The organism is Nocardiopsis deserti (assembly GCF_008638355.1).
Lineage (GTDB): Bacteria > Actinomycetota > Actinomycetes > Streptosporangiales > Streptosporangiaceae > Nocardiopsis > Nocardiopsis alborubida.
In genome coordinates this window covers 1-20,503 of the sequence record NZ_VWVS01000030.1, presented here as the reverse complement: position 1 = coordinate 20,503, position 20,503 = coordinate 1, and the positions used below count along the sequence as shown (strand labels likewise).

General features: G+C 73.1%; 22 protein-coding genes. 12 read left to right on the top strand and 10 right to left on the bottom strand.

Annotated elements, in window-relative coordinates; all coding sequences use genetic code 11:
• Positions 1 to 193 precede the first annotated feature (193 nt).
• Positions 194 to 733, top strand: coding sequence for a hypothetical protein (locus tag FYW99_RS29895; RefSeq protein ID WP_150255627.1), 540 nt, complete (start codon positions 194 to 196; stop codon positions 731 to 733).
• Positions 734 to 991: 258 nt separating this feature from the next.
• On the opposite strand, the gene FYW99_RS29890 is transcribed toward FYW99_RS29895, so the two are convergent.
• On the bottom strand, positions 992 to 1,450 hold the full coding sequence (locus tag FYW99_RS29890; protein WP_223839785.1) for a cupin domain-containing protein: 459 nt from the start codon (positions 1,448 to 1,450) through the stop codon (positions 992 to 994).
• Positions 1,451 to 1,529: 79 nt separating this feature from the next.
• Here FYW99_RS29890 and FYW99_RS29885 point away from each other — a divergent pair, with 79 nt between their 5' ends.
• Positions 1,530 to 2,519, top strand: coding sequence for an ArsR/SmtB family transcription factor (locus FYW99_RS29885; protein WP_150255625.1), 990 nt, complete (start codon positions 1,530 to 1,532; stop codon positions 2,517 to 2,519).
• Positions 2,520 to 2,534: 15 nt separating this feature from the next.
• Here FYW99_RS29885 and FYW99_RS29880 read toward each other — a convergent pair whose 3' ends face one another.
• Complete coding sequence (locus FYW99_RS29880; RefSeq protein WP_150255623.1) at positions 2,535 to 3,173, bottom strand: TetR/AcrR family transcriptional regulator; 639 nt, start codon at positions 3,171 to 3,173, stop codon at positions 2,535 to 2,537.
• 14 nt (positions 3,174 to 3,187) lie between these two features.
• Complete coding sequence (locus FYW99_RS29875; protein WP_150255701.1) at positions 3,188 to 4,678, bottom strand: MFS transporter; 1,491 nt, start codon at positions 4,676 to 4,678, stop codon at positions 3,188 to 3,190.
• Positions 4,679 to 5,004: 326 nt separating this feature from the next.
• On the opposite strand from FYW99_RS29875, the gene FYW99_RS29870 reads away from it, so the two are divergent.
• Positions 5,005 to 5,760 (top strand): ZIP family metal transporter, encoded by a 756-nt coding sequence (locus FYW99_RS29870; protein WP_150255620.1) that lies wholly within the window; start codon positions 5,005 to 5,007, stop codon positions 5,758 to 5,760.
• Between the two features lie 152 nt (positions 5,761 to 5,912).
• On the opposite strand, the gene FYW99_RS29865 is transcribed toward FYW99_RS29870, so the two are convergent.
• Positions 5,913 to 6,104 (bottom strand): DUF2795 domain-containing protein, encoded by a 192-nt coding sequence (locus FYW99_RS29865; protein WP_150255618.1) that lies wholly within the window; start codon positions 6,102 to 6,104, stop codon positions 5,913 to 5,915.
• Positions 6,105 to 6,452: 348 nt separating this feature from the next.
• Here FYW99_RS29865 and FYW99_RS29860 point away from each other — a divergent pair, with 348 nt between their 5' ends.
• The 5 genes from FYW99_RS29860 (at position 6,453) to FYW99_RS29840 (ending at position 11,231) form a co-directional block, all read left to right on the top strand.
• Positions 6,453 to 7,370 (top strand): ABC transporter ATP-binding protein, encoded by a 918-nt coding sequence (locus tag FYW99_RS29860; RefSeq protein WP_150255616.1) that lies wholly within the window; start codon positions 6,453 to 6,455, stop codon positions 7,368 to 7,370.
• Positions 7,371 to 7,444: 74 nt separating this feature from the next.
• On the top strand, positions 7,445 to 8,146 hold the full coding sequence (locus FYW99_RS29855; RefSeq protein WP_150255613.1) for an ABC transporter permease: 702 nt from the start codon (positions 7,445 to 7,447) through the stop codon (positions 8,144 to 8,146).
• Between the two features lie 2 nt (positions 8,147 to 8,148).
• Complete coding sequence (locus FYW99_RS29850) at positions 8,149 to 9,492, top strand: sensor histidine kinase (RefSeq protein WP_150255611.1); 1,344 nt, start codon at positions 8,149 to 8,151, stop codon at positions 9,490 to 9,492.
• Positions 9,485 to 10,126: a response regulator gene (locus FYW99_RS29845; protein ID WP_150255609.1), complete on the top strand. Its 642-nt coding sequence runs from the start codon at positions 9,485 to 9,487 to the stop codon at positions 10,124 to 10,126. The genes FYW99_RS29850 and FYW99_RS29845 overlap by 8 nt, the downstream gene beginning before the upstream one ends.
• Before the next feature lie 97 nt (positions 10,127 to 10,223).
• A complete protein-coding gene (locus FYW99_RS29840) occupies positions 10,224 to 11,231 on the top strand; it encodes an NAD(P)/FAD-dependent oxidoreductase (RefSeq protein ID WP_150255607.1) in 1,008 nt (335 codons plus the stop codon).
• A gap of 182 nt (positions 11,232 to 11,413) precedes the next feature.
• Here FYW99_RS29840 and FYW99_RS29835 read toward each other — a convergent pair whose 3' ends face one another.
• Positions 11,414 to 11,767 (bottom strand): ArsR/SmtB family transcription factor, encoded by a 354-nt coding sequence (locus tag FYW99_RS29835; RefSeq protein ID WP_394350386.1) that lies wholly within the window; start codon positions 11,765 to 11,767, stop codon positions 11,414 to 11,416.
• A gap of 256 nt (positions 11,768 to 12,023) precedes the next feature.
• Between FYW99_RS29835 and FYW99_RS29830 the strand changes: the two genes are divergently transcribed.
• The 3 genes from FYW99_RS29830 to FYW99_RS29820 all read left to right on the top strand — a co-directional run bounded on the left by FYW99_RS29830 (position 12,024) and on the right by FYW99_RS29820 (position 13,820).
• A complete protein-coding gene (locus tag FYW99_RS29830; RefSeq protein WP_150255603.1) occupies positions 12,024 to 13,145 on the top strand; it encodes an NADH:flavin oxidoreductase/NADH oxidase in 1,122 nt (373 codons plus the stop codon).
• A 335-nt stretch (positions 13,146 to 13,480) separates the two neighbouring features.
• Positions 13,481 to 13,648 carry a hypothetical protein gene (locus tag FYW99_RS29825; protein ID WP_190394863.1) on the top strand — a complete coding sequence of 56 codons (168 nt, stop codon included), beginning with the start codon at positions 13,481 to 13,483 and terminating at the stop codon, positions 13,646 to 13,648.
• Complete coding sequence (locus tag FYW99_RS29820) at positions 13,635 to 13,820, top strand: DUF397 domain-containing protein (protein ID WP_150255601.1); 186 nt, start codon at positions 13,635 to 13,637, stop codon at positions 13,818 to 13,820. The genes FYW99_RS29825 and FYW99_RS29820 overlap by 14 nt, the downstream gene beginning before the upstream one ends.
• A gap of 111 nt (positions 13,821 to 13,931) precedes the next feature.
• On the opposite strand, the gene FYW99_RS29815 is transcribed toward FYW99_RS29820, so the two are convergent.
• Both FYW99_RS29815 and FYW99_RS29810 read right to left on the bottom strand, forming a co-directional pair.
• Positions 13,932 to 15,635 carry a RelA/SpoT family protein gene (locus tag FYW99_RS29815; RefSeq protein ID WP_150255599.1) on the bottom strand — a complete coding sequence of 568 codons (1,704 nt, stop codon included), beginning with the start codon at positions 15,633 to 15,635 and terminating at the stop codon, positions 13,932 to 13,934.
• 83 nt (positions 15,636 to 15,718) lie between these two features.
• Positions 15,719 to 16,486, bottom strand: coding sequence for an enoyl-CoA hydratase/isomerase family protein (locus FYW99_RS29810; RefSeq protein ID WP_150255597.1), 768 nt, complete (start codon positions 16,484 to 16,486; stop codon positions 15,719 to 15,721).
• 304 nt (positions 16,487 to 16,790) lie between these two features.
• On the opposite strand from FYW99_RS29810, the gene gcvH reads away from it, so the two are divergent.
• Positions 16,791 to 17,189, top strand: a complete 399-nt coding sequence (gcvH, locus tag FYW99_RS29805) for a glycine cleavage system protein GcvH (protein ID WP_150255595.1) — start codon at positions 16,791 to 16,793, stop codon at positions 17,187 to 17,189.
• Between the two features lie 252 nt (positions 17,190 to 17,441).
• On the opposite strand, the gene FYW99_RS29800 is transcribed toward gcvH, so the two are convergent.
• From FYW99_RS29800 to FYW99_RS29790, 3 genes are read right to left on the bottom strand one after another with little or no spacing between them, the layout of a single operon-like run.
• Complete coding sequence (locus FYW99_RS29800; RefSeq protein ID WP_150255593.1) at positions 17,442 to 18,476, bottom strand: ABC transporter ATP-binding protein; 1,035 nt, start codon at positions 18,474 to 18,476, stop codon at positions 17,442 to 17,444.
• Entirely contained in the window at positions 18,469 to 19,479 is a 1,011-nt protein-coding gene (locus FYW99_RS29795; RefSeq protein ID WP_223839791.1) for an ABC transporter ATP-binding protein, read from the bottom strand. Before FYW99_RS29795 ends, FYW99_RS29800 begins: the two co-directional genes overlap by 8 nt.
• Positions 19,480 to 19,484: 5 nt before the next feature.
• Positions 19,485 to 20,375 carry an ABC transporter permease gene (locus FYW99_RS29790; RefSeq protein ID WP_223839783.1) on the bottom strand — a complete coding sequence of 297 codons (891 nt, stop codon included), beginning with the start codon at positions 20,373 to 20,375 and terminating at the stop codon, positions 19,485 to 19,487.
• Positions 20,376 to 20,503 lie beyond the last annotated feature (128 nt).

Sequence of the window (20,503 nt, the reverse complement as noted above, 5' to 3'; positions counted from 1 at the left end):
GTGGACGCTGGGGCCGGTGGCTGCTGGGGGCCGGCGGGCCTCGCGGCCCGGTGTGTCCCGCGCACGTCACGCCCGTCCCGGGGGAAGGGGTTCCGAGCCCCTCCCCCGGCGGTCCGCGCCACCGGACCGCCCGGGTGTCGTGGTGGCGCGGTACGTTCTTCGGGCCTGCAGACCGTACCGCCCAGGAGGAGACGTGGCCCGCTACTCACCCGTGCCGGAGCTGAACCTGCTCAAGGAGCTGGAGGAGCGTGCCGCCGGCGACTTCGTCGCGGACGGCTTCGAGATGCTCGGCTACGACGACCCCGAACTGCTGTCCGGCTGGCCGGACGACCCGGCGTTCCGGTCCCGCCTCATCCCCTTCGCCCTGGCCAACGGCTCCGGTTCCGTCTACGCCCTGTGGCGCTGCGACGACCGCGAGGACCCCGCCGCCCTGCCCGTCGTCGTCCTCGGTGACGAGGGCGCCCTGGCGGTGGCGGCCGAGGACCCCCGCGGGCTGGTCCTGCTCCTGGGGGCGGACTCCGAGATCGGCGCCGACCACGGCTACCCGCCCTACCTGCGCGGCGAACCCCAGGACGAGGACGGACCCCGTCGCGCCCGGTACCGCGCCTGGCTCCAGGAGCACTTCGGGCGCGGCCTGCCCACGGATTCGGAGGTCGCCGCCGTGCTGGACGGCGCGCAGAACCGCTACGGCGAGCGGTTCGCACGATGGACGGAGAGCTACCTGTCCGAGTGACGTCCTCCTCACGTCATCGGCTTCGTCTGGAACGCCGCTCCTTTACGGCGTAGATTCACTTTTGTCCGTTTATGCCGGATATGCCGCCGGGGTGGGTGGCGGCCCCGGTCTCACCCCCGCCGCAGGTCACGGGCCGCGTCGGTCATATCCCGCACGGTCCGGTGGTCAGCGCCGTCCACGAGCAGGGACCGCGCCAACCGCATCGCCCCGCGCTCACAGGCGGGCCCGGGCCCGGCGGCGCGCGTCGTCCGGCCGGGGTCAGTCCCGCCACTCCTGGATCATGGTGTCGGAGGCGTGCACGCACATCACGCGCAGCCGCCCCGTGCCGGTGTTGGTGAAGCCGTGCCACACCCCGGGCTGGACGACCAGGGTGTCGCCCGCCCCGGCTGCCAACCGGCGGTCGCCGACGGTGAACGCCGCCTCGCCCTCCAGGACGGTCCACGTCTCGGTGTAGGGGTGGCGGTGCGGGCCGGGCCCCTGCCCGGGGTCGTTGTCCACGAGGAAGAACGAGATCCCCGAGCCGTGGGGGCGGCCCTCGAAGCGCAGCGTGCGCGAGTCGCCCATCCGGAGTTCGTCGGCGGGGACCACGCGGTCGTGTGTCGTGCTCTGCGCGGGGCGGACCCCCACGGACCCGTAGGCCGCCGTGGGCACGGGCGCGACCTCGCCGCCCGGGGTGGCGGTGGCGGGATCGTGGTGGTGGAGCGGTGCGGACGTCATCGGGGTGTCCCTTCGGTGTGCCCGTCTCGGTGTGGCTCCACCATGGCCGGGCGGGCACGCCGCGCTCTACACTTTCGATGTGCGTCGAAACAGGGTCCGCTTCCGGATCGGGGCGGCCGACGTCTCGGCCATCCGGTTCGGCGTCTCACCGGGCCACGAACTGTCCCACGCGGTCCGGGTCCTGCTCGGCCCCTCGGGCCACCCGCTCCAGTGGGGCTGGCTGCGCTCGGTACGGGGATCGCTGCCGAGGAGGCCTTTCGAGTACCTGGCCACGGTGATCGGCCACGAGGGCTACTTCCCCGACTTCCTCACGGCCGCCCCGTCCTGGGACATGACCCCCGAGGAGGAGGCCGAGCGCCTGCGGCGCGTGCCGCCCGAGGCCGTCCGGGCCGACCTGACCAAGGTGCTCGCGCGCTCGCGGGGGCGCCGCCACACCCTGGTGGCGGACATGATCGCCCACCCCGAGCGCACCAGGGCGCTGGTCTCGGACGCCTGGACGGCGGTCTGGGAGGCCGCGCTGGCCCCGCACTGGCCGCAGATCCGGCGCCTGTTGGGCGCGGACATCGACCTGCGGGTGCGGCGCATGGGCGCGGGCGGCGTGGCGGCGATGGTGGGCACGCTGCACGAGTCCGTGGGCTGGCACCGGGACGCGATCGAGGTCGGGATGCGCAGGCACAACGAGGACGTGGCCTGCGAGGGCAGCGGTGTGGTGCTCACGCCCTCCGTGATGAGCGCGCCGCGCTGCTCGGTGCTCACCGAGCCTCCCGTGCAGCCGACGCTGTTCTACCCGGTGCACGGGCTGTCGGCGTCGTGGACGCGTGAGGGCACGGTCGCCGCGGAGGCGCTGGAGGCGCTGCTCGGGTCGGGGCGCGCCCGCGTCCTGCTGGCCCTGGACGGGTCCCGGTCCACGTCGGAGGTGGCCGGGGACTGCGCGATGGCGGTCTCCACGGCCTCGCACCACCTGTCGGTCCTGCGGCGGTCGGGGCTGGTGGAGGGCCGCCGGGAGAGCACCCGGGTGATGCACGCGCGCACACCGCTGGGTGAGGCCCTGGTGAGCGGAGGGGCCTGAAGGACATGCGCCCGGTCAGCGGGCCCCGGCGCCCGGGTCCGTCTCCGCGTCCGGTGCGTGCGGAGTGCCCGGACCGGGAACCGGTGCGTCCCGATCCGGGTCCGGGTCCTGGTCCTGCTCGGGCGCGATGGCGCGGGCCAGGTGCTCGGCGACCTGTCGGCGCAGCGGGGGCGGGAGCGTGCCGCTGGACAGCGACTCGTACATCCACAGGCCGTCCGCGGCCAGGCGCAGCACGAACAGCTCCATCTCCTCAGGCGTCAGCGGCGCGGCGGACGGTTCGGACGTCCAGCGCCGCATCACCTCGTCCCAGGGTGCGCGCGTGGCCGGTTCGTTCGCGGTCTCCAGCAGGAGCAGCAGCTCGGCGCGCGTGGAGCTGTGCGCGGCCACGCGGGCGTAGGCCGCCAGGCGCTCGCGGGGCGTGGCCCGCTCCGCGCTCCTCCCGGCGGCCTCGGCCAGGTGGTCGTCCCACCCCTGGGCCAGGTGTTCGTGCAGTGCCTGGAGCAGGGCCTCACGCGAGGGGAAGTGGTAGAGCAGCCCTCCCTTGGTCAGACCCGTCTCGGCCGCCACCGACTCGTAGGTCAGGGCCGTGACGCCGTCGCGCTGGACGACGCGGAAGGCCGCGTCCAGGATCTGTGTCCGGTTGCTCCTGCGCATGTTCTCCCCCGGTGTCAGTGGTCCGCGTACGCCGACGAGGACGTGCCGGGACCATGGTGGCGCAGCAGGCGCCAGGTGAGGGCCGCGCCGCACGACAGGACCGCCGCGACCACGACCATGACCACCAGGTAGCCGGTGTCGAAGGCGGCGTGGGCCGCCCCGACCACCGCTTCGTCGCCTCCTGCCGAGGCCAGGGCGTCGGCCAGGCTCCTCCCGGCGGCGGCCGGGGCGCCCTGCGGCAGCTGGACGGCGGCCGCGTAGACGAAGGTGACCAGGCTGCCCATCAGCGCCACCGCGGTCAGGTTGCCGAACTCGTAGGAGACCTCCTCCACCGAGGAGGCCATCCCGGCGCGGCTGGCGGGCGCGTTGCCGATGATCGCGGTGGAGGCCACCGACATCGCCGCTCCCAGACCGGCTCCGGTCAGCAGCAGCCCCGCCACGAGCCAGCCGATGCCCGCCTGGAAGCCCAGGACCGAGACGACCACACCCGCCACACCCGTGGCGAGCCCTCCGGCGATCAGGGGCAGCAGGCCGGTCCGGTGCAGGAACGCGCCGCCCAGCAGCGCGGTCGGCAGCGAACCCGCCGCCACGGCGGCCACCAGCAGTCCGGCCTCCAGCGGCGTGAAGCCCACGACCAGCTGGAAGCGCTGGGTGGTGACGAGCTGGATGCCGCCGATGGCGAACATCGAGAACGCCGCGGCCAGCACACCGGAGGTGAAGGCGGGGTTGCGGAAGACCGCGAAGTCCAGCAGCGGGTCCTCCAGGCGGCGCTGGCGGCGCGTGAACAGGACGAAGGCCACCGCGGCCACGACCACGGCGACGGCGAAGAGCGGCCACCGCGGCGGCGTGTGCGCCAGCTCCTTGATCGCCAGCACCGAGGCGACCAGCCCGGCCATGGCCTGGAGCGAGGAGAGCAGGTCCCAGCGCTTGTCGGGGTCGGGGACGTTGGGCGGCGCGATCAGCGCGGTCGCGACCAGCGCCACGAGGACCACGGGCACGTTGAGGAGGAAGACCGATCCCCACCAGAAGAACTCCAGCAGGACCCCGCCCACGATCGGCCCCAGTGCGCCGCCGACCACCGATACGCTGCCCCAGACCGCGATGGCGATGTTGCGTTCGCGCTCGATGGGGAAGGCGATCCGGATCAGCGCCAGGGTGGCGGGCATCATCGCCGCCGCACCCACCGCGAGCAGCGCGCGCGAGGCGATGAGGACCCAGGCCGTGGGGGAGAACGCGGCGACCAGCGAGGCCAGGCCGAAGACCACCAGTCCGACCACGAACATGCGCACGTGGCCGATCCGGTCGCCCAGCGTGCCGCTGCCCAGCAACAGACCGGCCATGACCACCGGGTAGGCGTTGATGATCCACAGGCTCTGCGCGCCCGTCGCCCCCAGCTGAGCGGTCAGGGTCGGCAGGGCGGTGTACAGGATCGTGTTGTCCACGGTGACGAGCAGCAGTCCGGCCGCCACGGTCACCAGCAGCATCCACCGGCGTGCCGCCGTCATGGTCGCCGCGCGCGTCTGTTGTGAGCCCATGGGAAAAATGTACCTTACATCCGGTACAGTTTCGCGCCCGCTCCCTTGACGTGTGCGGGCCTCCTTCCCTTGCCACGCAGTCGTTTCCGCGCACGCGCCACGTGCCGTCCGGGTACACGGGGCACGCGGGCTCGGGGCCTGCGAACGGGCCTTCGCGCGGCCGCCCGGAGAGGCCGCCGCGATCCGATCCGCGGCGCGCCGGAACGCCGCGCGGCCCGCGGTCCCTCCTCCTGCTACCACCCGTAGAGGGGAGGCGCTCGGGCCGTCCGTGCGCCCGGCGGCGGAGGGGGAAGGGCATGGCGGGAGTGGTGGAGGCGGGTGCCTGGGGGTTGTTGGCGGGGTCCGCGCTGCTGGCGGGCGCTGTGCTGGGGTACGCCCTGAAGATCCCGCGCCTGGTGATCGCCTCGGTGATGGCCTTCGGCGCCGGAGTGCTGCTGTCGGCGGTCTCCTTCGAACTGATCGCCGAGGCGCACGCGGAGGCCGGGCTCCTTCCGACGGTGGTCGGCACCCTCGCGGGCGCGGCCGCCTACACCGCGGGCAACATCGTGCTGGCCCGGCGGGGAGCGCGGCACCGCAAGCGGTCCGGCCGGCCCAGGGAGCAGCCGACAGAGGGACAGCAGGCCGGGTCGGGCCTCGCGCTGGCGCTGGGGGCGCTGCTGGACGGCGTTCCGGAGTCGGCGGTCATCGGCGTCGGCCTGGCCCAGGGCGGCGCGGTCAGCGTCGTGACCGTGGCCGCGGTGTTCATCAGCAACATCCCCGAGGGGCTGTCCAGTTCGGCGGGCATGCGGCGGGCGGGCCGCGGCAAGGGGTACGTCTTCGGCGTGTGGGGGGCGATCGCCGCCGCCAGCATGGTCTCCGCCATGGTGGGCTACGCAGTGGTGGGCGGACTGCCCGCGTTCGTGGTGGCGGCGGTGACGGCCGTGGCGGCCGGGGCCATCCTGGCCATGATCGCCGACACGATGATCCCCGAGGCCTTCGAGGACACCCACCTGGCCATCGGAGCCATCACCGTCTGCGGGTTCCTGGTCTCCTTCGCGCTCTCCCACTCCTGAGCGGCGGGGAGGGGGTTCGCGGCGAAGGCGGGGGTTTGGAGGACTCGGAGGCGACCGTGTCGAACCCGGAGGCGGGGCCCGGTGGCTGTTGAGGGGGCCGCCGGGAGCCGCGCGGGTCAGCGGCTCCCCGCGGCCCCGTGCGTGGGCCGCCGCTACTTTCCGAAGAGGGCCCTCTGCACGTCGTCGGGGCCGTCGAACCGGCTCGTACCGGCGTCGGAGAGCTTCTGGACCAGGTCGTCGCCCGCGCCGTTGCCCTTCGCCAGCGACACCAGGTCGTCGCGGCTGGCGGGGTAGTCGGCTCCCTTGAGCGCCTTCTGGAGTTCGATGGGGTTGAGGTCGGCCATGGTTTCTCCCCGTGTTTGGCGTGCTGGTGCGACGGACTCCCGTCGGCTACCCGGACGGCGGACGCGAAATACCACCGCAGGGCAAAGAGGCGACGTCCCGGGGCCCGTGCCCGGGCCCGCCCGCGGTGGCGGGGCCGGACGGAGAGCGGGGAGTCCCGTCCGGGGCGACGGGGTGCCCTCCGCCGCACGTCGACCTGAACCCGTCGCGCACCTGCCGACCGTCCACCGCTCCCGCCCGCTCATCCCGGCGTCCACCGTTCGGTTGACCCCCGGGGTCGGCACCATCGGCGCCGGACGGTGGCCGCACGGGCGATCCGAAACGAGCGCACGCGGACCAGGCTGGGAGGCATGGCAGTCATCGACGTCACCGACCTCAGCAAGGGCTACGGCGACCACACCGTCCTGGACCGCGTGTCCTTCTCCGTGGAGGAGGGCGAGGTCTTCGGAATCCTCGGCCCCAACGGCGCGGGCAAGACCACCGCCGTGGAGTGCGTGGAGGGGCTGCGCCGCCCCGACTCCGGGAGGGTCCGCGTCCTCGGGTTCGATCCGCTCCGGCAGAGCCGGGAGCTGCGCGAGCGCATCGGCGTGCAGCTCCAGCACACCCAGCTCCCCGAGAACATCAGGGTCTGGGAGGTCCTGGACCTGTACGCCTCCTTCTACGCCAGGCCGCGCGACTGGCGGGAGCTGCTGGAGGAGTGGGGTCTGGCCGACAAGCGCAACGCGCGCTTCGGCAGGCTCTCCGGCGGCCAGAAGCAGCGGCTGTTCATCGCCCTGGCCCTGGTGGGAGACCCCCGCGTGGCCTTCCTGGACGAGCTCACCGCCGGACTCGACCCGCAGGCGCGCCGGGCCACCTGGGAGCTGGTCAAGCGGGTCCGCGCCAACGGCGTGACCGTGGTGCTGGTCAGCCACTTCATGGACGAGGTGGAGGAGCTGTGCGACCGGGTCGCGATCCTGGACCGGGGCGGCATCGTGGCGCTCGACAGCCCGGCGGGCCTGATCGGGGGCGCCGGTGCCGAACACCGGATGCGCTTTCGCCTGATGAACCGGGACGGCACCGAACCGAACCACCTGCTGGGCGGTCTGCCGGGGGTGTCCGGCGTGACGCTCACCGGCGACCAGGTCCTGGTGACGGGCAGAGGGGACTTCGCCACGGCCGTGACCGCCGCCCTGGCACGCGAGCACGTCCTCGTCTCGGATCTGCGCGTCGACAAGCGCACCCTGGACGACGCCTTCCTCGCCCTGACCGGCCGCTCCCTGCACACCTGAGTCCGACGCCCGGCCCCGAACGCCCCCTCGTACCGCCGTTCCCGTCCAGCACCGCACCAAGGAATCCGCACCCCATGAACACCCTCGCCAAACTCACCACCGTCGAGACCAAGCTGCTCACACGCGAACCCGGGGCCGTCTTCACCCTGCTCATCCCCCTGTTCATCCTCATGGTCTTCGGCAGTTCGATCACCGAGGGCGACACCGTCCTGGTGCCGATAGCGCTGACCATCGCCATCGGGCTGGTGGGCCTGTACATGCTGCCCACCACCCTGGCCACCTACCGGGAGCGGGGCATCCTGCGCAGGCTCTCCACCACGCCCATGCGCCCGGGGAACATGCTCGCCGTACAGCTGCTCCTCCAGTTCGCGCTCATCGTGGTCACGGCCGGGCTGCTGATCGGCGTGGGGGTAGGCGTCCTCGGCGCCCACATGCCCCGGGTACCGCCGTTCCTGGCGGTCTTCCTGCTGGGCACGGCCGCCATGTTCTCCGTCGGCCTGCTCATCGCCGCCCTCGCCCCGAACGGGCGATCGGCCAACGGTGTGGGCGTGCTGCTGTACTTCCCGCTGGCCTACCTGGGCGGGCTCATGCAACCCGCGGATCAGCTGCCCGCTATCGTGGCCCGGATCGGTGAGTACACCCCCTTCGGCGCTGTGAGGCAGAGCTTCCACGATGTCTGGTCCGGCGCGGCCCTCCAACCTCTGCTCATGGCCGCGATGGCCGCGTACGCGGTGGTCCTCAGTCTCGTCGCGGCCAGGGTCTTCCGCTGGGAGTGACCATGCAGACGCCCTCTGAGCGCCCTCTGGGCCTGCGTGAGGAGCGGGTGCTCCGCCTCACGGCGGCAGTGCCCTACCTCCTGCTGCTCGTCTCCACGGTCCTGGCGCTGCTCACCGAGGACGGGGCCTGGGGCGAACGCCTGGAGATCCTGGCCCTGGCCGTGTCCGCCGCGGCCCTGATGTGGACCGCGACGGGCCTGTTCCCCGGGTGGGCCTCGCGTCCGGTCGCGATGGCCGCCTACCTCGCCTGTCTGGTGATGCTCATCGCGGTGCTGAGTGCGCACAGCACCTGGTTCGCGGGCTTCTTCGCCTTCACCGGCTACGTCCACTCCTGGCAACTGCTGCGCGGCGCGTGGCGCTACGTCGGGGTGGCCGCCACCGCCACCGTCTCCATCACGGCCTACATGGGCGGACCGCCCGCCCCGACCATGGCCTCGGTGCTGCTCTACCTCGTCTTCACCGCCACCATCGTCGTGGTGGTCAGCGTGTTCAGCCACTTCGGCGAGGTCACGGCGGAGCGCAGTGCCGAGCGCGAGCGGATGGTGGAGCGGCTGCGGGAGACCATCCGGGAGAACGAGGGCCTGCACGCCCAGCTGCTGGTTCAGGCTCGCGAGGCCGGGGTGCACGACGAGCGCCAGCGCATGGCCCGGGAGATCCACGACACCCTCGCCCAGGGGCTGGCGGGCGTCATCGCCCAGCTCCAGGCCGCCGAGCGGGCTCGGGACGCCGACAAGGACCCCTCGGTGTGGCGCACGCGGGTCGCCAACGCCACACGGCTGGCCCGAGAGAACCTGGCCGAGGCGCGACGGTCCGTGCACGCGTTGGAGCCGGCCCCCTTGGAGGAGGCAACGCTGTCCGGTGCGCTGGCCGGGATCGCCGCGGAGTGGTCGGTGCTGCACGGGGTGCACGCCGAGTTCACGGTCACCGGCACGGCCAGACCACTGCACGCGGAGGTCGCGGCGGCTCTGCTGCGGGCCGGGCAGGAGGCGCTGACCAACGTCGCCAAGCACGCCGGGGCGAGGCGGGTGGGAGTGACCCTGTCCTACATGGAGGACAGGGTCGCCCTCGACGTGCGCGACGACGGGAGCGGTTTCGACCCCGCGCTCCTCGGCCGAAGCGGTTGTGGTGGTGCCGATGGCACTGAGGACTCAGGTGGTGCTGGCGGAACCGGTGGTGCTGACACAGGTACCGTTTCCCTCGTTCCGGGCGGAGGCTTCGGGCTGACATCGATGCGGCAGCGCCTGGCCCGCGTGGCGGGCACCCTGGAGATCGAGTCCGAACCCGGCGCCGGGACGGCGGTCAGCGCGTCCGTCCCCGCCCTCGCACGAGAGGCCCCCCGTGAGTGATCCCCCCGTCCGGCTGCTGATCGCCGACGACCATCCCGTGGTCCGTGACGGCATCCGCGGCCTGTTCAACAGCGAGCCGGGGTTCGAGGTGGTCGGCGAGGCGTGCGAGGGCGCGCGGGCCGTCGAGCTGGCCCGGGCGCTGGAGCCCGACGTGATCCTCATGGACCTGCGTATGCCGGGGACGGGCGGCGTGGCCGCGATCCGGGAGCTGGCAGGGGCGGGCGTGTCCTCCCGTGTCCTGGTGCTGACCACCTACGCCACCGACAGCGACGTGGGCCCGGCCATCGAGGCCGGAGCGACCGGCTACCTGCTCAAGGACGCACTGCCCGAGGAACTCATGCGCGCCGTGCGGATGGCCGCGCGCGGGGAGTCCGTGCTCTCCCCGGCCGTGGCCGCCCGGCTGCTGGGGCGGGTCCGGACTCCACCGACGCCCCTGAGCGACCGGGAACTGGAGATCCTGCGCCTCATCGCCCGGGGCTCCACGAACCGCGAGGCCGCTGCGCGTCTGTTCATCAGCGAGGCCACGGTCAAGACCCACGTGCTGCACGTGTACGGCAAGCTCGGCGTCAACGACCGTGCGGCGGCGGTGGCGGAGGGGTTTCGACGCGGGCTGCTCACTCCGGAGGAGGACTGAGCCCGCGGTCCGGCGCGCGGCGTCCGCGACCGGCCAGGGTTTTGCCGGAACGGCAAAGAACTTTGCGCATGCGGCGCCGGGGCCGCATCGTGGCGGTATGAACGAGAACGAGTTGGTACGGGCGTCCGGTGAGCCGTGGGACGTCGTCGTGGTCGGGGGCGGTGTGGCGGGCCTGTCGGCCGCGCTGACGCTGGCCCGGGTCCGCCGGTCGGTCCTGGTCGTCGACGCCGGGGAACCGCGCAACGCCCCGGCCGCCGGAGCGCACGGCCTGCTGTCCCGGGACGGGATCCCGCCGCTGGAACTGCTCGGGCTGGGGCGCGAGGAGGTCGCCTCCTACGGCGGGCGGATCGTGTCCGGCCGCGTCGCGGGCGTGCGCCGGGAGGACGGGAACCTGGTGGTGGGCACCGAGGACGGGGGCCGCGCGGTGACCCGGCGGTTGCTGTTGACCACGGGGCTGGTGGACGAACTGCCCGACCTCCCCGGCCTCGCGCGGCTGTGGGGGCGGGACGTGGTGCACTGCGTGTACTGCCACGGCTGGGAGGTGCGCGACACGGCCGTCGGCGTACTGGGGACCGGACCGGGGGCGTTCCACCAGGCGCTGATGTTCCGGCAGCTGTCGTCACGGGTGACGCTGTTCCGGCACACCGGCGCCGACCTGACCGACGAGCAGTGGGAGCAGCTGGCCGCGCTGGGCGTCGGGGTGGTCGACGGCGAGGTCAGCGGCCTGGAGATCGACGGCCGGGACAGGCTGGCGGGCGTGCGCCTGGCCTCCGGGAAGGAGTTCGCGGTGGACACCCTGGCGGTGGCGCCGCGGTTCGCGGCCCGCGCGGACTTCCTCGCCGACCTGGGGCTGGAGTTGACGGAGCACCCGACGGGGATGGGCGTGCAGCTGGCTGTCGAGACGGGCGGGTTCACCGGCGTCGAGGGGGTGTGGGCGGCGGGCAACGTCGCCGACGTGATGGCGAACGTCCCGACCGCGGCCGCGTCGGGGACGCAGGCGGGAGCCGTGCTCAACGCGGACCTGATCGCCGCCGACGCGGGGGCCGCGGCGGCCGCGCGCGCCGCCCTCGGCGCCCCGGACGCGGGGCGCCGCGCCGTGGGCTGAGTTCTCCCCGCGCGGCTGGGGGCGCCGGGCCGTCCTCCGGCGCCTCTCGATGGTGGCGCCTTCCTGCCGCCGGGAACGCGGTTGCGGCGCTGGCTCCCCGGAGGCGGGACCGGCCGGGCTGGCCCGCGGCCTGGGACCGGCACCGCCTTCCCTCCGGCCCTTCCTGCCCCTCCGGTCCGGCCTCAGGGCACCGTGCCGGAGGGGCTCCTCCCAGCCGTGGCTTCGGAGGGGTCGTCCTCGTCGGGCGCGCTGGCGGCGTCGCCCTCGGCGATGCGCGCGGCGCGCAGGACCGCCTCCAGGAGGCCGGGCATGCGCGCGCGGAGGTCCTCCTCGCGCAGACAGCTCATGCGCGAGGTGCCCTCGTAGTACTGGCGGATGACGCCCGCCTCGCGCAGAACGCGGAAGTGGTGGGTGGAGGTGGACTTGCTCACCGGCAGCTCGAAGGCGATGCAGGCCATGTCGTCGTGCCCCCGGGCCAGTTCGCGCACGATGCGCAGGCGCACGGGGTCGGCCAGGGCGTGCATGACCGTCTCCACCCGGATCTCCTCCGCCGGCGGGTGTTCCAGCTGCCGACCGCTTGCGGTCCTTCGTTCCCTGCCGGGCATGCCATGACCTCCGCTGTCGTGCGCCGTGCGACTTCCACCACAAAGTACGAGGGCGGTCGTAGTTTGACAATCTTCGTAGTACGTTGCTTACCGTAGTACGGCATTCATCGTATTAGAGCCCGGCCACCGTGCGCCGGCCCGCTCCCCGATGGACGCCGACCCCGTGCCGCAGACGGAAGGACACCCCTTGAGCACGCTGTTCACCCCCTTGAAGCTGAGGTCGCTGGAGATCCCCAACCGCGTGTGGATGTCCCCGATGTGCATGTACTCGGCCGCCTCCGAGGGGCCCGACACCGGCGCCCCGACCGACTTCCACCTCGCGCACCTGGCCGACCGGGCCGCGGGCGGGGCCGGCCTGGTCATGGTCGAGGCCACCGGCGTGCGGCCCGACGGGAGGATCAGCCCCTGGGACCTGGGGCTGTGGAACAGCCGCCAGCAGGAGGCCTTCAAGCGTGTGACCGCGGCGATCAGCGCCCACGGCGCGGTACCGGCCATCCAGCTCGCCCACGCCGGGCGCAAGGCCTCGGTGGACAAGCCCTGGCGGGGCGACCGGCCCGTCCCCGAGTCCGAGGGGGGCTGGCCGACAGTGGGGCCGGGCTCCGAGGCCTTCCCCGGCTACCACGCGCCGGTCGAGCTGACCGCCGACGGGATCCGGCAGCTGGTCCGCGACTTCGCGGCCTCGGCCGAGCGGGCGCTGGCCGCCGGGTTCCAGGTGGTCGAGGTGCACGGCGCGCACGGCTACCTGCTGCACTCCTTCCTGTCGCCCGCCACCAACCACCGCACCGACGAGTACGGCGGCAGCCCCGAGAACCGGATGCGCTTCCCGCTGGAGGTCGTCGAGGCCGTGCGCGAGGTGTGGCCCGAGCACCTGCCGGTGCTCTTCCGCACCTCGGCCACCGACTGGCTGTCGGAGAACGAGGCCGACGAGCGCGAGGGCTGGACCGGCGAGGACACCGTCCTGCTCGCCAAGGAGCTCCAGGCCCGGGGCGTGGACCTGCTCGACGTGTCCACCGGCGGCCTGGTCGCCGACGCCCGCATCCCCGTGGGCCCGAACTACCAGGTGCCCTTCGCCGAGCAGGTCCGCGGCGCCACCGGCCTGCCCACCGGCGCGGTCGGAGCGATCACCGAACCCGCCCAGGCCGAGGAGATCGTCGCCTCGGGCCGCGCCGACGCGGTGTTCCTGGGACGGCAGCTGCTGCGCGAGCCCTACTGGGCCCACCGCGCCGCCGAGGAGCTGGGCGCGGAGTCGCGTTGGCCCGAACAGTACGGTTACGCCGTCGGCCGCCCGCGCGTCACCGGCAGGGCCTGAGCCGTCCGGCACCCGTTGTCCCCCGGGGTCGGGAGCGGACTCCCCCTGCGCTCCCGGCTGCGGGAAGCACGACCGTGGGCGGCGCCTGTCACGGGTGCCGCCCACGGCGGTCAGGGGCCGGAAGCGGTCAACCCGTCAGAACGGATCTCTGCGGCCCGGAGGGGTGCGCGTCACGGTTCCCCCACCCACGCTCACGGCCGGAGGGACCGGAGCTCGCGCTCGGTGGCGCGGATGGCCGCGTCCAGCAGTTGCGGTGTGGTCGCTCGCAGCGGCGCGACGCGGTGCGGGCCGAGATGGAGGGCCCAGAAGCGGCGTGAGGCCGGTCCCCAGGTCCGATGGTCGTCACGGCCGAGTACGTGGTCGATGATTTGATCATCGATGATGTGGAGCAGGTGCGTTACTGCGCCAGCCTCTTCGGGGCCATCCAATCGGAAGCACTGTCGACCAGCGACAGCTGTGAGCTGGTTCGACAGGTACAGGGAGAACTTGATGAGCAACCGTGAGTGGCACAAGAGCAGCTACAGCAGCGGGGTCAACAACAACTGCGTGGAAGTTGCCGAAGGCCAGACCGAAACCTGGATGCGCGACACCCAGAACCGCGAACTCGGCCACCTCCACTTCACCACCCCCGAGTGGACCAGCCTCCTCACCACCCTCAAAACGCGTCAGCCGTAACCGCACCGGGCACCCCTGAACCACCGGGGTGCCCGGCACACGCGGTTCAACCGGGAATCGGAGCCGGAGTTCGGCATCCCCGGTGCGGGTCGGCACCGAGCCGAACCTCCGTCAGGCCGACGCGGGCAGGAGGGCGGCCACGTCCTCGGAGCTGACCTGCTCGTACCCCAGGGCCACGTAGAGCTCCTCCAGGGACGGGTAGCCCGAACGGCGCGCCACCCCGGTCATCGCCCCCGACGACTCGGCCTCGATGAGCCGGTCCTCCCCCACCAGGGCGATCATCCTCTCCCGGCCGGTGTGCTCCGCCTGCTCGTGGGCGCGCGTGCGGTGCCAGGCGGCGATGGCGACCCGTGCCCTGCCGGTCCTGACCGACTCCAGCCACGCGCGGTCCGGCGAGGGTTCGGCCTTGGTGATGACGTGCACCGTGTCCCCCTCGCGGACCCGGGTCGCGGGACTGACCAGGCGGCCGTCGATGGCCGCCGCCGAGTAGCGGTCGCCGGTGTCGGCGCCGAGCGCGTAGGCCACGTCGACCGGTGTGGCCCCCTCGGGCAGGGTGAGGACCTCGCCCTGCCCGGTGAGCACGGTGATGCTGTCGGCCAGGTCGGTGCGCGCGCCCTCCAGCAGTTCCTCGGCCGTGGCCTGCTCCTGCCACCCGAGCAGCCTCGTCAGCCACTCCGGGTCGGTGGTGCGCTCGGTCGTCAGGCGGCCGTCCCTGCCGGTGGCCTGGCGGATGTCGGCGATGATGCCGTACTCGGAGACCTGCTGGGCGTGGGAGTCGCAGATGATGATCTGCACGCGGCGGCCGGACTCGGTGAGGACGGTGGTGTGCAGCGCCCGGTACAGGTTGTACCGGGGGGTGGCGATGAAGTCGCGGAACTTCGCCGGATAGGGCTTCCACCTCCCGTGGACCGCCCCCAGGGCCAGGTAGGCGTTGCGCTCGTCCCCCTTGACCACGACCACGTACCGGACGGTGTCCAGCGGATCGGGATCACCGGTCAGGCCGGTGCCGGAGGTGAACACCGAGTACGGGTGGCGGGAGCGCACCTCCACCTGCGCCTTGACGCGGAAGGAGGCCAGGCCGTCGCGCAGGGAGACGCGGAGCGCGTCGACCTCGTGGGCGGAGTTCTCGCGGACCCTGGCCACCCGGGTGCTGACCCGCTCGAAGTCCTCCCCCTCCAGGTACTCGAAGCACAGGTCCTCCAGGTCGCGCTTGAGCCGGTACACGCCCAGCCGCTCCGCGAGGGGGATGAGGAGCTCCCGGGTGCCCTGGGCGATCTTGACGCGCTTGTGCGGGGGCTGGAACTGGAGGGTGCGCAGGTTGTGGAGCCGGTCGGCGAGCTTGATCAGCAGCACGCGCAGGTCGTCGCGGGCGGCCACCACCATCTTGCGGAAGGTTTCCCCCGCGGCCGCGCTGCCGTACATGGACCGGTCCACCTTGGTGACGCCGTCCACCATGACGCCGACCTCGGTCCCGAACTCCGCCGCGAGGTGGGCCAGGCTGAAGGGGGTGTCCTCCACCGTGTCGTGCAGGAGCGCGGCGACCAGCGTCGCGGTGTCCAGGCCCATCTCGGCGAGGATGGTGGCCACGGCCACCGGGTGGATGATGAACGGCTCGCCGCTCTTGCGCCTCTGCTCCTTGTGCAGGTGCTCGGCGACGGCGTAGGCCCGGCTCAGCAACGCCACGTCGGCCTTGGGATACCAGCGCTGGTGCTCCCTGACCAGGGACCGGACCCGGTCGGCGGGGGTGGAGGTGGCCTTGGCCGCGTTGAGCCCCTGCCACCACTGGGTGGACGCCGTCACATCGGGTGCGCCCATCGGGACCCCCTGTCCGCACGCTGCTTCGAGTTCGTCCAGTGTAGTGACCGGCAGCCGCCGTGGGGGCGGGAATCCGGAGTCGGCTACTCCCCGCTGAAGGCGGGCCTGACCCGGGCGAGGGAGGCGCTGACCCCGGCCTCGTGGTCCTTGGTGCCGAGCAGCCCGACCTGCTCCACGATCTCCCGGTCCAGGGCGGCGGGCAGCGCGGCGAGCAGGTCGGCGCGGAGCGTGGCCTTCATCGAGCGCACGGCCAGCGGGGCGGAGGCGGCGATGCGGTGGGCGTGGTCCACGGCCGCCCGCCGCAGGGTGTCCTCGTCCACCAGCATGTCGGCCAGGCCGATGGCGTGGGCCTCGGTGCCGGTCACCCGGCGGGCGGTGTAGAACATGTCGGCGGCCTTCTGTCGGCCGACGACCGCGGGCAGGGACACGCTCAGCCCGAAGCCCTGGTGCAGGCCCAGGAGCCCGAAGTTGGCGTGGAAGCGGGTGGAGGGCGCGGCCACCCGGAAGTCCGCCGCGCAGGCCAGGCCCAGGCCGCCGCCCACCGCCGCGCCCTGGACGGCGGCGACCACGGGCACCGGCAGGGAGAACAGGCGCAGCGCCTCGCCGTAGATGGCGCCGAGGGTCCGGACCGGGGTGTCGCCGACCCCGCCCGCCGCGAAGTCCACCCCGGCGCAGAAGTTCTTCCCCTCCGAGCACACCACGAGGGCGCGGCGGTCCCCGGTGGCGACCAGCTCCTCGGCGGTGTCCGCCAACTCCTTGAGGACGGCGTGGTCGAAGTGGTTGTTGGGCGGCCGGTGGATCTCCAGGACGGCGACGTGGCCGTCGAGGCGGACGGACAGTTCCTCGCTCATCGGACGCCTTCCTGTGCGTTCGGTGTGACCGACAACGAGGTTACCGACCAGTACACCGACCGCGGACGGCCACCCCTCCTCCCGGGCGCCCGCACGCCCCGGGCCGGACGAAACAGACGAACCCTGCGCGGGAGCCCGACCGCGCCGCGCCTTCGGCGTGTGCCGGGGACCGCCGGACCGACACCTCTCCCCCGGTTGCGCCAAAGGCGCCCCTGGGCGCCCGCCGGTCCAGCACACTGGCCTTGCCGGTCTCCCACCAGGGATGATCGCGCTTGGCACATGTAAAGACACGAAGGGGCCTGCCATGGCCAGCATCCCGGGCGACCTGCTCTACACCACGTCCCACGAATGGGTCCGCCGCGAGTCCGGTGGCACGGTCGCCGTCGGACTGACCGACTACGCCCAGCGGCAACTGGGCGACGTGGTCTTTCTGGAGCTGCCCGATGTCGGAGCACGGGTCGACGCCGAGGAACCGGTGGGAACGGTGGAGTCGGTCAAGGCCGTGTCGGAGTTCTACGCGCCGTTCAGGGGCGAGGTCACCGAGGTCAACACCGAACTCGCGGAGGAGCCCGAGCAGGTCAACGACGACCCCTACGACTGCTGGCTCTTCCTGGTCAGGCCCGCGGACCCGGAAGCGGTGGACGCGCTGCTCGACGCCGAGGCCTACGGGAAGCTGATCCGTGAGGAGGAGGACGAGGGGTAGTGAGGCCGACCGAAAACGTTACCTGTGTGATGCGTGGTCCCTGACCTGCGATGATCTTGTACTTATAGTCGATGTCGGCACTCCGGACTCGCTACAGGTACAAGATCACGGCGGAGGGGACGGGGTTCCGGTCACCGCACCGGGGTCACCCGGTGAGCTGCTCGGGCACCGACCGGCCACGCAGCCCCCGGACGGCCGGTGCCCGGTCCCCCCGACCACTCCGGACGGGGGGACCGGGCACCGGCCCGGGCCTCACCCTCCCGACGCCCCCGCCCCCGCGGCGGCCGCTTCCAGCGGGAAGTGGCAGGCGGCCGTGTGGCCGGGGTGGCCCGGGCGGGCCTGGGCGGGCGGGGCGGTCTGGGCGCACACGTCCTCGGCACGCCAGCACCGGGTCCGGAAACGGCACCCGGACGGCGGGTCCACCGGTGAGGGCACCTCGCCCCGCAACAGGATGCGCTCGCGTGAGGGCGCTCCCGCACCGAGCAGGGCCGGGGCCGAGGACAACAGCGCCGCCGTGTAGGGGTGGCGCGGGTTCTCGAAGATCTCCTCGGTGCCGCCCGTCTCGACCACGCTTCCCAGGTACATCACCGCCACGCGGTCGGCGACGTGGCTGACCACCGACAGGTCGTGGGAGATGAAGACGTAGGAGACGCCGAGGTCGCCCTGCAGATCGGCGAGCAGGTTCAGCACCTGGGCCTGCACGGACAGGTCCAGGGCGGACACGGGCTCGTCGCACACGATGACGTCGGGTTCGAGGGCCAGCGCGCGGGCGATCCCGATGCGCTGGCGCTGCCCGCCGGAGAACTCCTGCGGGTAGCGGTGGGCGTCGCCCGCACGCAGGCCGACCATCTCCAGCAACCGGCGGACCCGCGCGGGCTGCTCCCCCCGGGGCACCAGCCCGCGGTGGGTGCGCCACGGCTCGCTGATGAGTTCGGCGGCGTTCAGCCGCGGGTTCAGCGAGGCGAAGGGGTCCTGGAAGACCATCTGCACCCGGCGGCGCCAGGCCAGCAGCTCCTTGCCCCGCAGGGTGAACGGGTCGGTCCCGTCGAAGCGCAGCGTGCCCTGGTCGGGCCGCTCCAGCATGAGCAGGACCCGGGCCAGGGTGGACTTGCCGCAGCCCGACTCCCCCACCAGCCCCAGCGTCTCGCCGCGCTCCAGGGTGAGGTCGACCCCGTCGAGCGCGCGCAGCCGGGTGTTGCCCGACGCGCTCCTGGGGACTTTGAAGCTCTTGGTCAGGCCGCTCGCCTGGAGCAGCGGCCCGGCCGGTCGTGCCGTGGTGTCAGGCATCGGCCGCCTCCTTCCAGTAGTGGCAGGCCGCTGCGCGGCCGTCGTCGGTCGCGGCCAGCTCCGGCCGGTGGGTGGCGCAGCGCTCGCGCGCCAGGGGGCAGCGTGTGCGGAACGCGCATCCGCTGGGGATCGCCCTCAGGTCGGGCGGGCTGCCGGGGATGAAGCGCAGCGGCTCCCCCCGCCTCTGGCCGCCCGGCACCGAGGCCAGGAGCCCGCGCGTGTAGGGGTGGCGGGGCGCGCCGAAGACCTCGCCGACCGGGCCGGTCTCCACGACCGCGCCGGCGTACATGACCGCCACGTGGTCGGCCTGCTCGGCGGCGACCGCGAGGTCGTGGGTGATGAGGACCAGCGCCATGTCCCGCTCGGTGCGCAGGTCGCGCAGCAGCTCCATGATCTGCGACTGCACGGTGACGTCGAGGGCGGTGGTGGGCTCGTCGGCGAGCAGCACCGAGGGGCGCAGGGCCACCGCCATCGCGATCAGCAGCCGCTGGCGCATACCGCCCGAGAACTGGTGGGGGTAGGCGTCGACCCGGGAGCGGGGCTCGGGGATGCCCACCCGCTCCATGAGTTCGACCGCCCTGGCCCTGGCCTCGCGGCGCGACAGTCTCTCGTGGATGCGGAAGGGCTCGGCGAGCTGCGATCCCACGGTGAACACCGGGTTCAGCGCGGTGAGCGCGTCCTGGAAGACGATGGCCAGTCCGGGGCCCGCCAGGCGGCGCCGTTCCCGGGCGCCGAGGGCGAGCAGGTCGGACCCCTCCAGGCGGATCTGGCCGCCGACCACGTCGGCGACCGGGTCGAGCAGACCCGCGATCGCCTTGGCCGTCATGCTCTTGCCGCACCCGGACTCGCCCAGCAGGGCCAGCGTCTGGCCGGAGTCCACGGCGAAGCTGACGTCGCGTACGGCGTGCGCGACCCCCTCGGGGGTGCGGATGTCGACCGAGAGGCCGTCCACCTCCATCGCCGCGGGCTGCGGGGACCTCACCCGGGCGGGACTCTCCTGCACCGCGTTCAATGCGCTGCCTCCTCTGCCTTGCGGACGGGCGCGCGGCGCCTGCCGCGCGGCACGGTCAGCCGCCACCTCTGGGCGGGGTCGGTCGCCAGCCTGGCCCAGGAGGCCAGGGTGGTGGCCGAGATGGTCGTCATGATGATGGCCAGGCCCGGGAGGACCGCGATCCACCAGGCCGTCTGGAGTTCCTGGCGCCCCTGGGCCACCATCAGCCCCCAGCTCAGGTCGGGCGGCTGGATGCCGATGCCCAGGAAGCTCAGCGACGACTCCGTGAGCATCACGAAGCAGAAGTCGAGCGTGGCGACGGTGAGCAGGGTGGGCATCACGGTCGGCGCGACGTGGCGCCGGATGATGCTCCCGCTGCGGGTCCCGAAGGTGCGGGCCGCGTCCACGAACAGGCGGGTGCGCAGCTCGGCCGACTCCGCGCGGGCGGTGCGCAGGTAGATCGGGACGCGGGCGACCGCCAGGACGAGGACGATGGTGGCGATGCTGGGCGAGAACACGTAGAGCACGACGACCGCGAGCAGCAGCGAGGGGAAGCTGAGGATCACGTCGGCGATCCGCATCGACACGCTCTCGCGCCAGCCCCGGTGGTAGCCGGCCCACATCCCCCAGGCCGAGCCCACCACGAAGGAGACGAGCACGGCGGGGACCGCCACGGCGAAGGTGGTGCGCGCGGCGACGATCAGCCGCGCCGCGACGCTGCGGCCCAGCGAGTCGCTGCCGAGCACGAACGCCCAGCCGTTGTCCAGGGTGAACGGCGGCAGGTTGACCGCGCGCAGGTTCTGCTGGGTGGCGAGGCCGCCGAGCAGGAACGGGCCGACCACCGCGACCGCGGCCAGCACCACCAGGACCACGGCGGCCGCGCAGGCGAAGGGGTCCTTCAGCAGCATCCGGAATACATCCAGTCAACCCGGGGCCGGGCGCGCGCACCAGCCCCGGGTTCCTCCTGTGGACAACGCCGTACGGCCCTCCCCCACGCGGCGAACTGAGCAGAAATGCCGTTGGCGTGTTGCGTGAC

Coding starts and splice junctions, on each gene's coding strand:
- FYW99_RS29875 (WP_150255701.1), bottom strand. CDS start 4,678: ATGACGGCGGCACGCCGGTGGATGCTGCTGGTGACCGTGGCGGCCGGA.
- FYW99_RS29800 (WP_150255593.1), bottom strand. CDS start 18,476: ATGCCTGACACCACGGCACGACCGGCCGGGCCGCTGCTCCAGGCGAGC.
- FYW99_RS29825 (WP_190394863.1), top strand. CDS start 13,481: ATGGTCGTCACGGCCGAGTACGTGGTCGATGATTTGATCATCGATGAT.
- FYW99_RS29855 (WP_150255613.1), top strand. CDS start 7,445: ATGAACACCCTCGCCAAACTCACCACCGTCGAGACCAAGCTGCTCACA.
- gcvH (WP_150255595.1), top strand. CDS start 16,791: ATGGCCAGCATCCCGGGCGACCTGCTCTACACCACGTCCCACGAATGG.
- FYW99_RS29840 (WP_150255607.1), top strand. CDS start 10,224: ATGAACGAGAACGAGTTGGTACGGGCGTCCGGTGAGCCGTGGGACGTC.
- FYW99_RS29790 (WP_223839783.1), bottom strand. CDS start 20,375: ATGCTGCTGAAGGACCCCTTCGCCTGCGCGGCCGCCGTGGTCCTGGTG.
- FYW99_RS29870 (WP_150255620.1), top strand. CDS start 5,005: ATGGCGGGAGTGGTGGAGGCGGGTGCCTGGGGGTTGTTGGCGGGGTCC.
- FYW99_RS29820 (WP_150255601.1), top strand. CDS start 13,635: ATGAGCAACCGTGAGTGGCACAAGAGCAGCTACAGCAGCGGGGTCAAC.
- FYW99_RS29880 (WP_150255623.1), bottom strand. CDS start 3,173: ATGCGCAGGAGCAACCGGACACAGATCCTGGACGCGGCCTTCCGCGTC.
- FYW99_RS29850 (WP_150255611.1), top strand. CDS start 8,149: ATGCAGACGCCCTCTGAGCGCCCTCTGGGCCTGCGTGAGGAGCGGGTG.
- FYW99_RS29890 (WP_223839785.1), bottom strand. CDS start 1,450: ATGACGTCCGCACCGCTCCACCACCACGATCCCGCCACCGCCACCCCG.
- FYW99_RS29810 (WP_150255597.1), bottom strand. CDS start 16,486: ATGAGCGAGGAACTGTCCGTCCGCCTCGACGGCCACGTCGCCGTCCTG.
- FYW99_RS29865 (WP_150255618.1), bottom strand. CDS start 6,104: ATGGCCGACCTCAACCCCATCGAACTCCAGAAGGCGCTCAAGGGAGCC.
- FYW99_RS29860 (WP_150255616.1), top strand. CDS start 6,453: ATGGCAGTCATCGACGTCACCGACCTCAGCAAGGGCTACGGCGACCAC.
- FYW99_RS29815 (WP_150255599.1), bottom strand. CDS start 15,635: ATGGGCGCACCCGATGTGACGGCGTCCACCCAGTGGTGGCAGGGGCTC.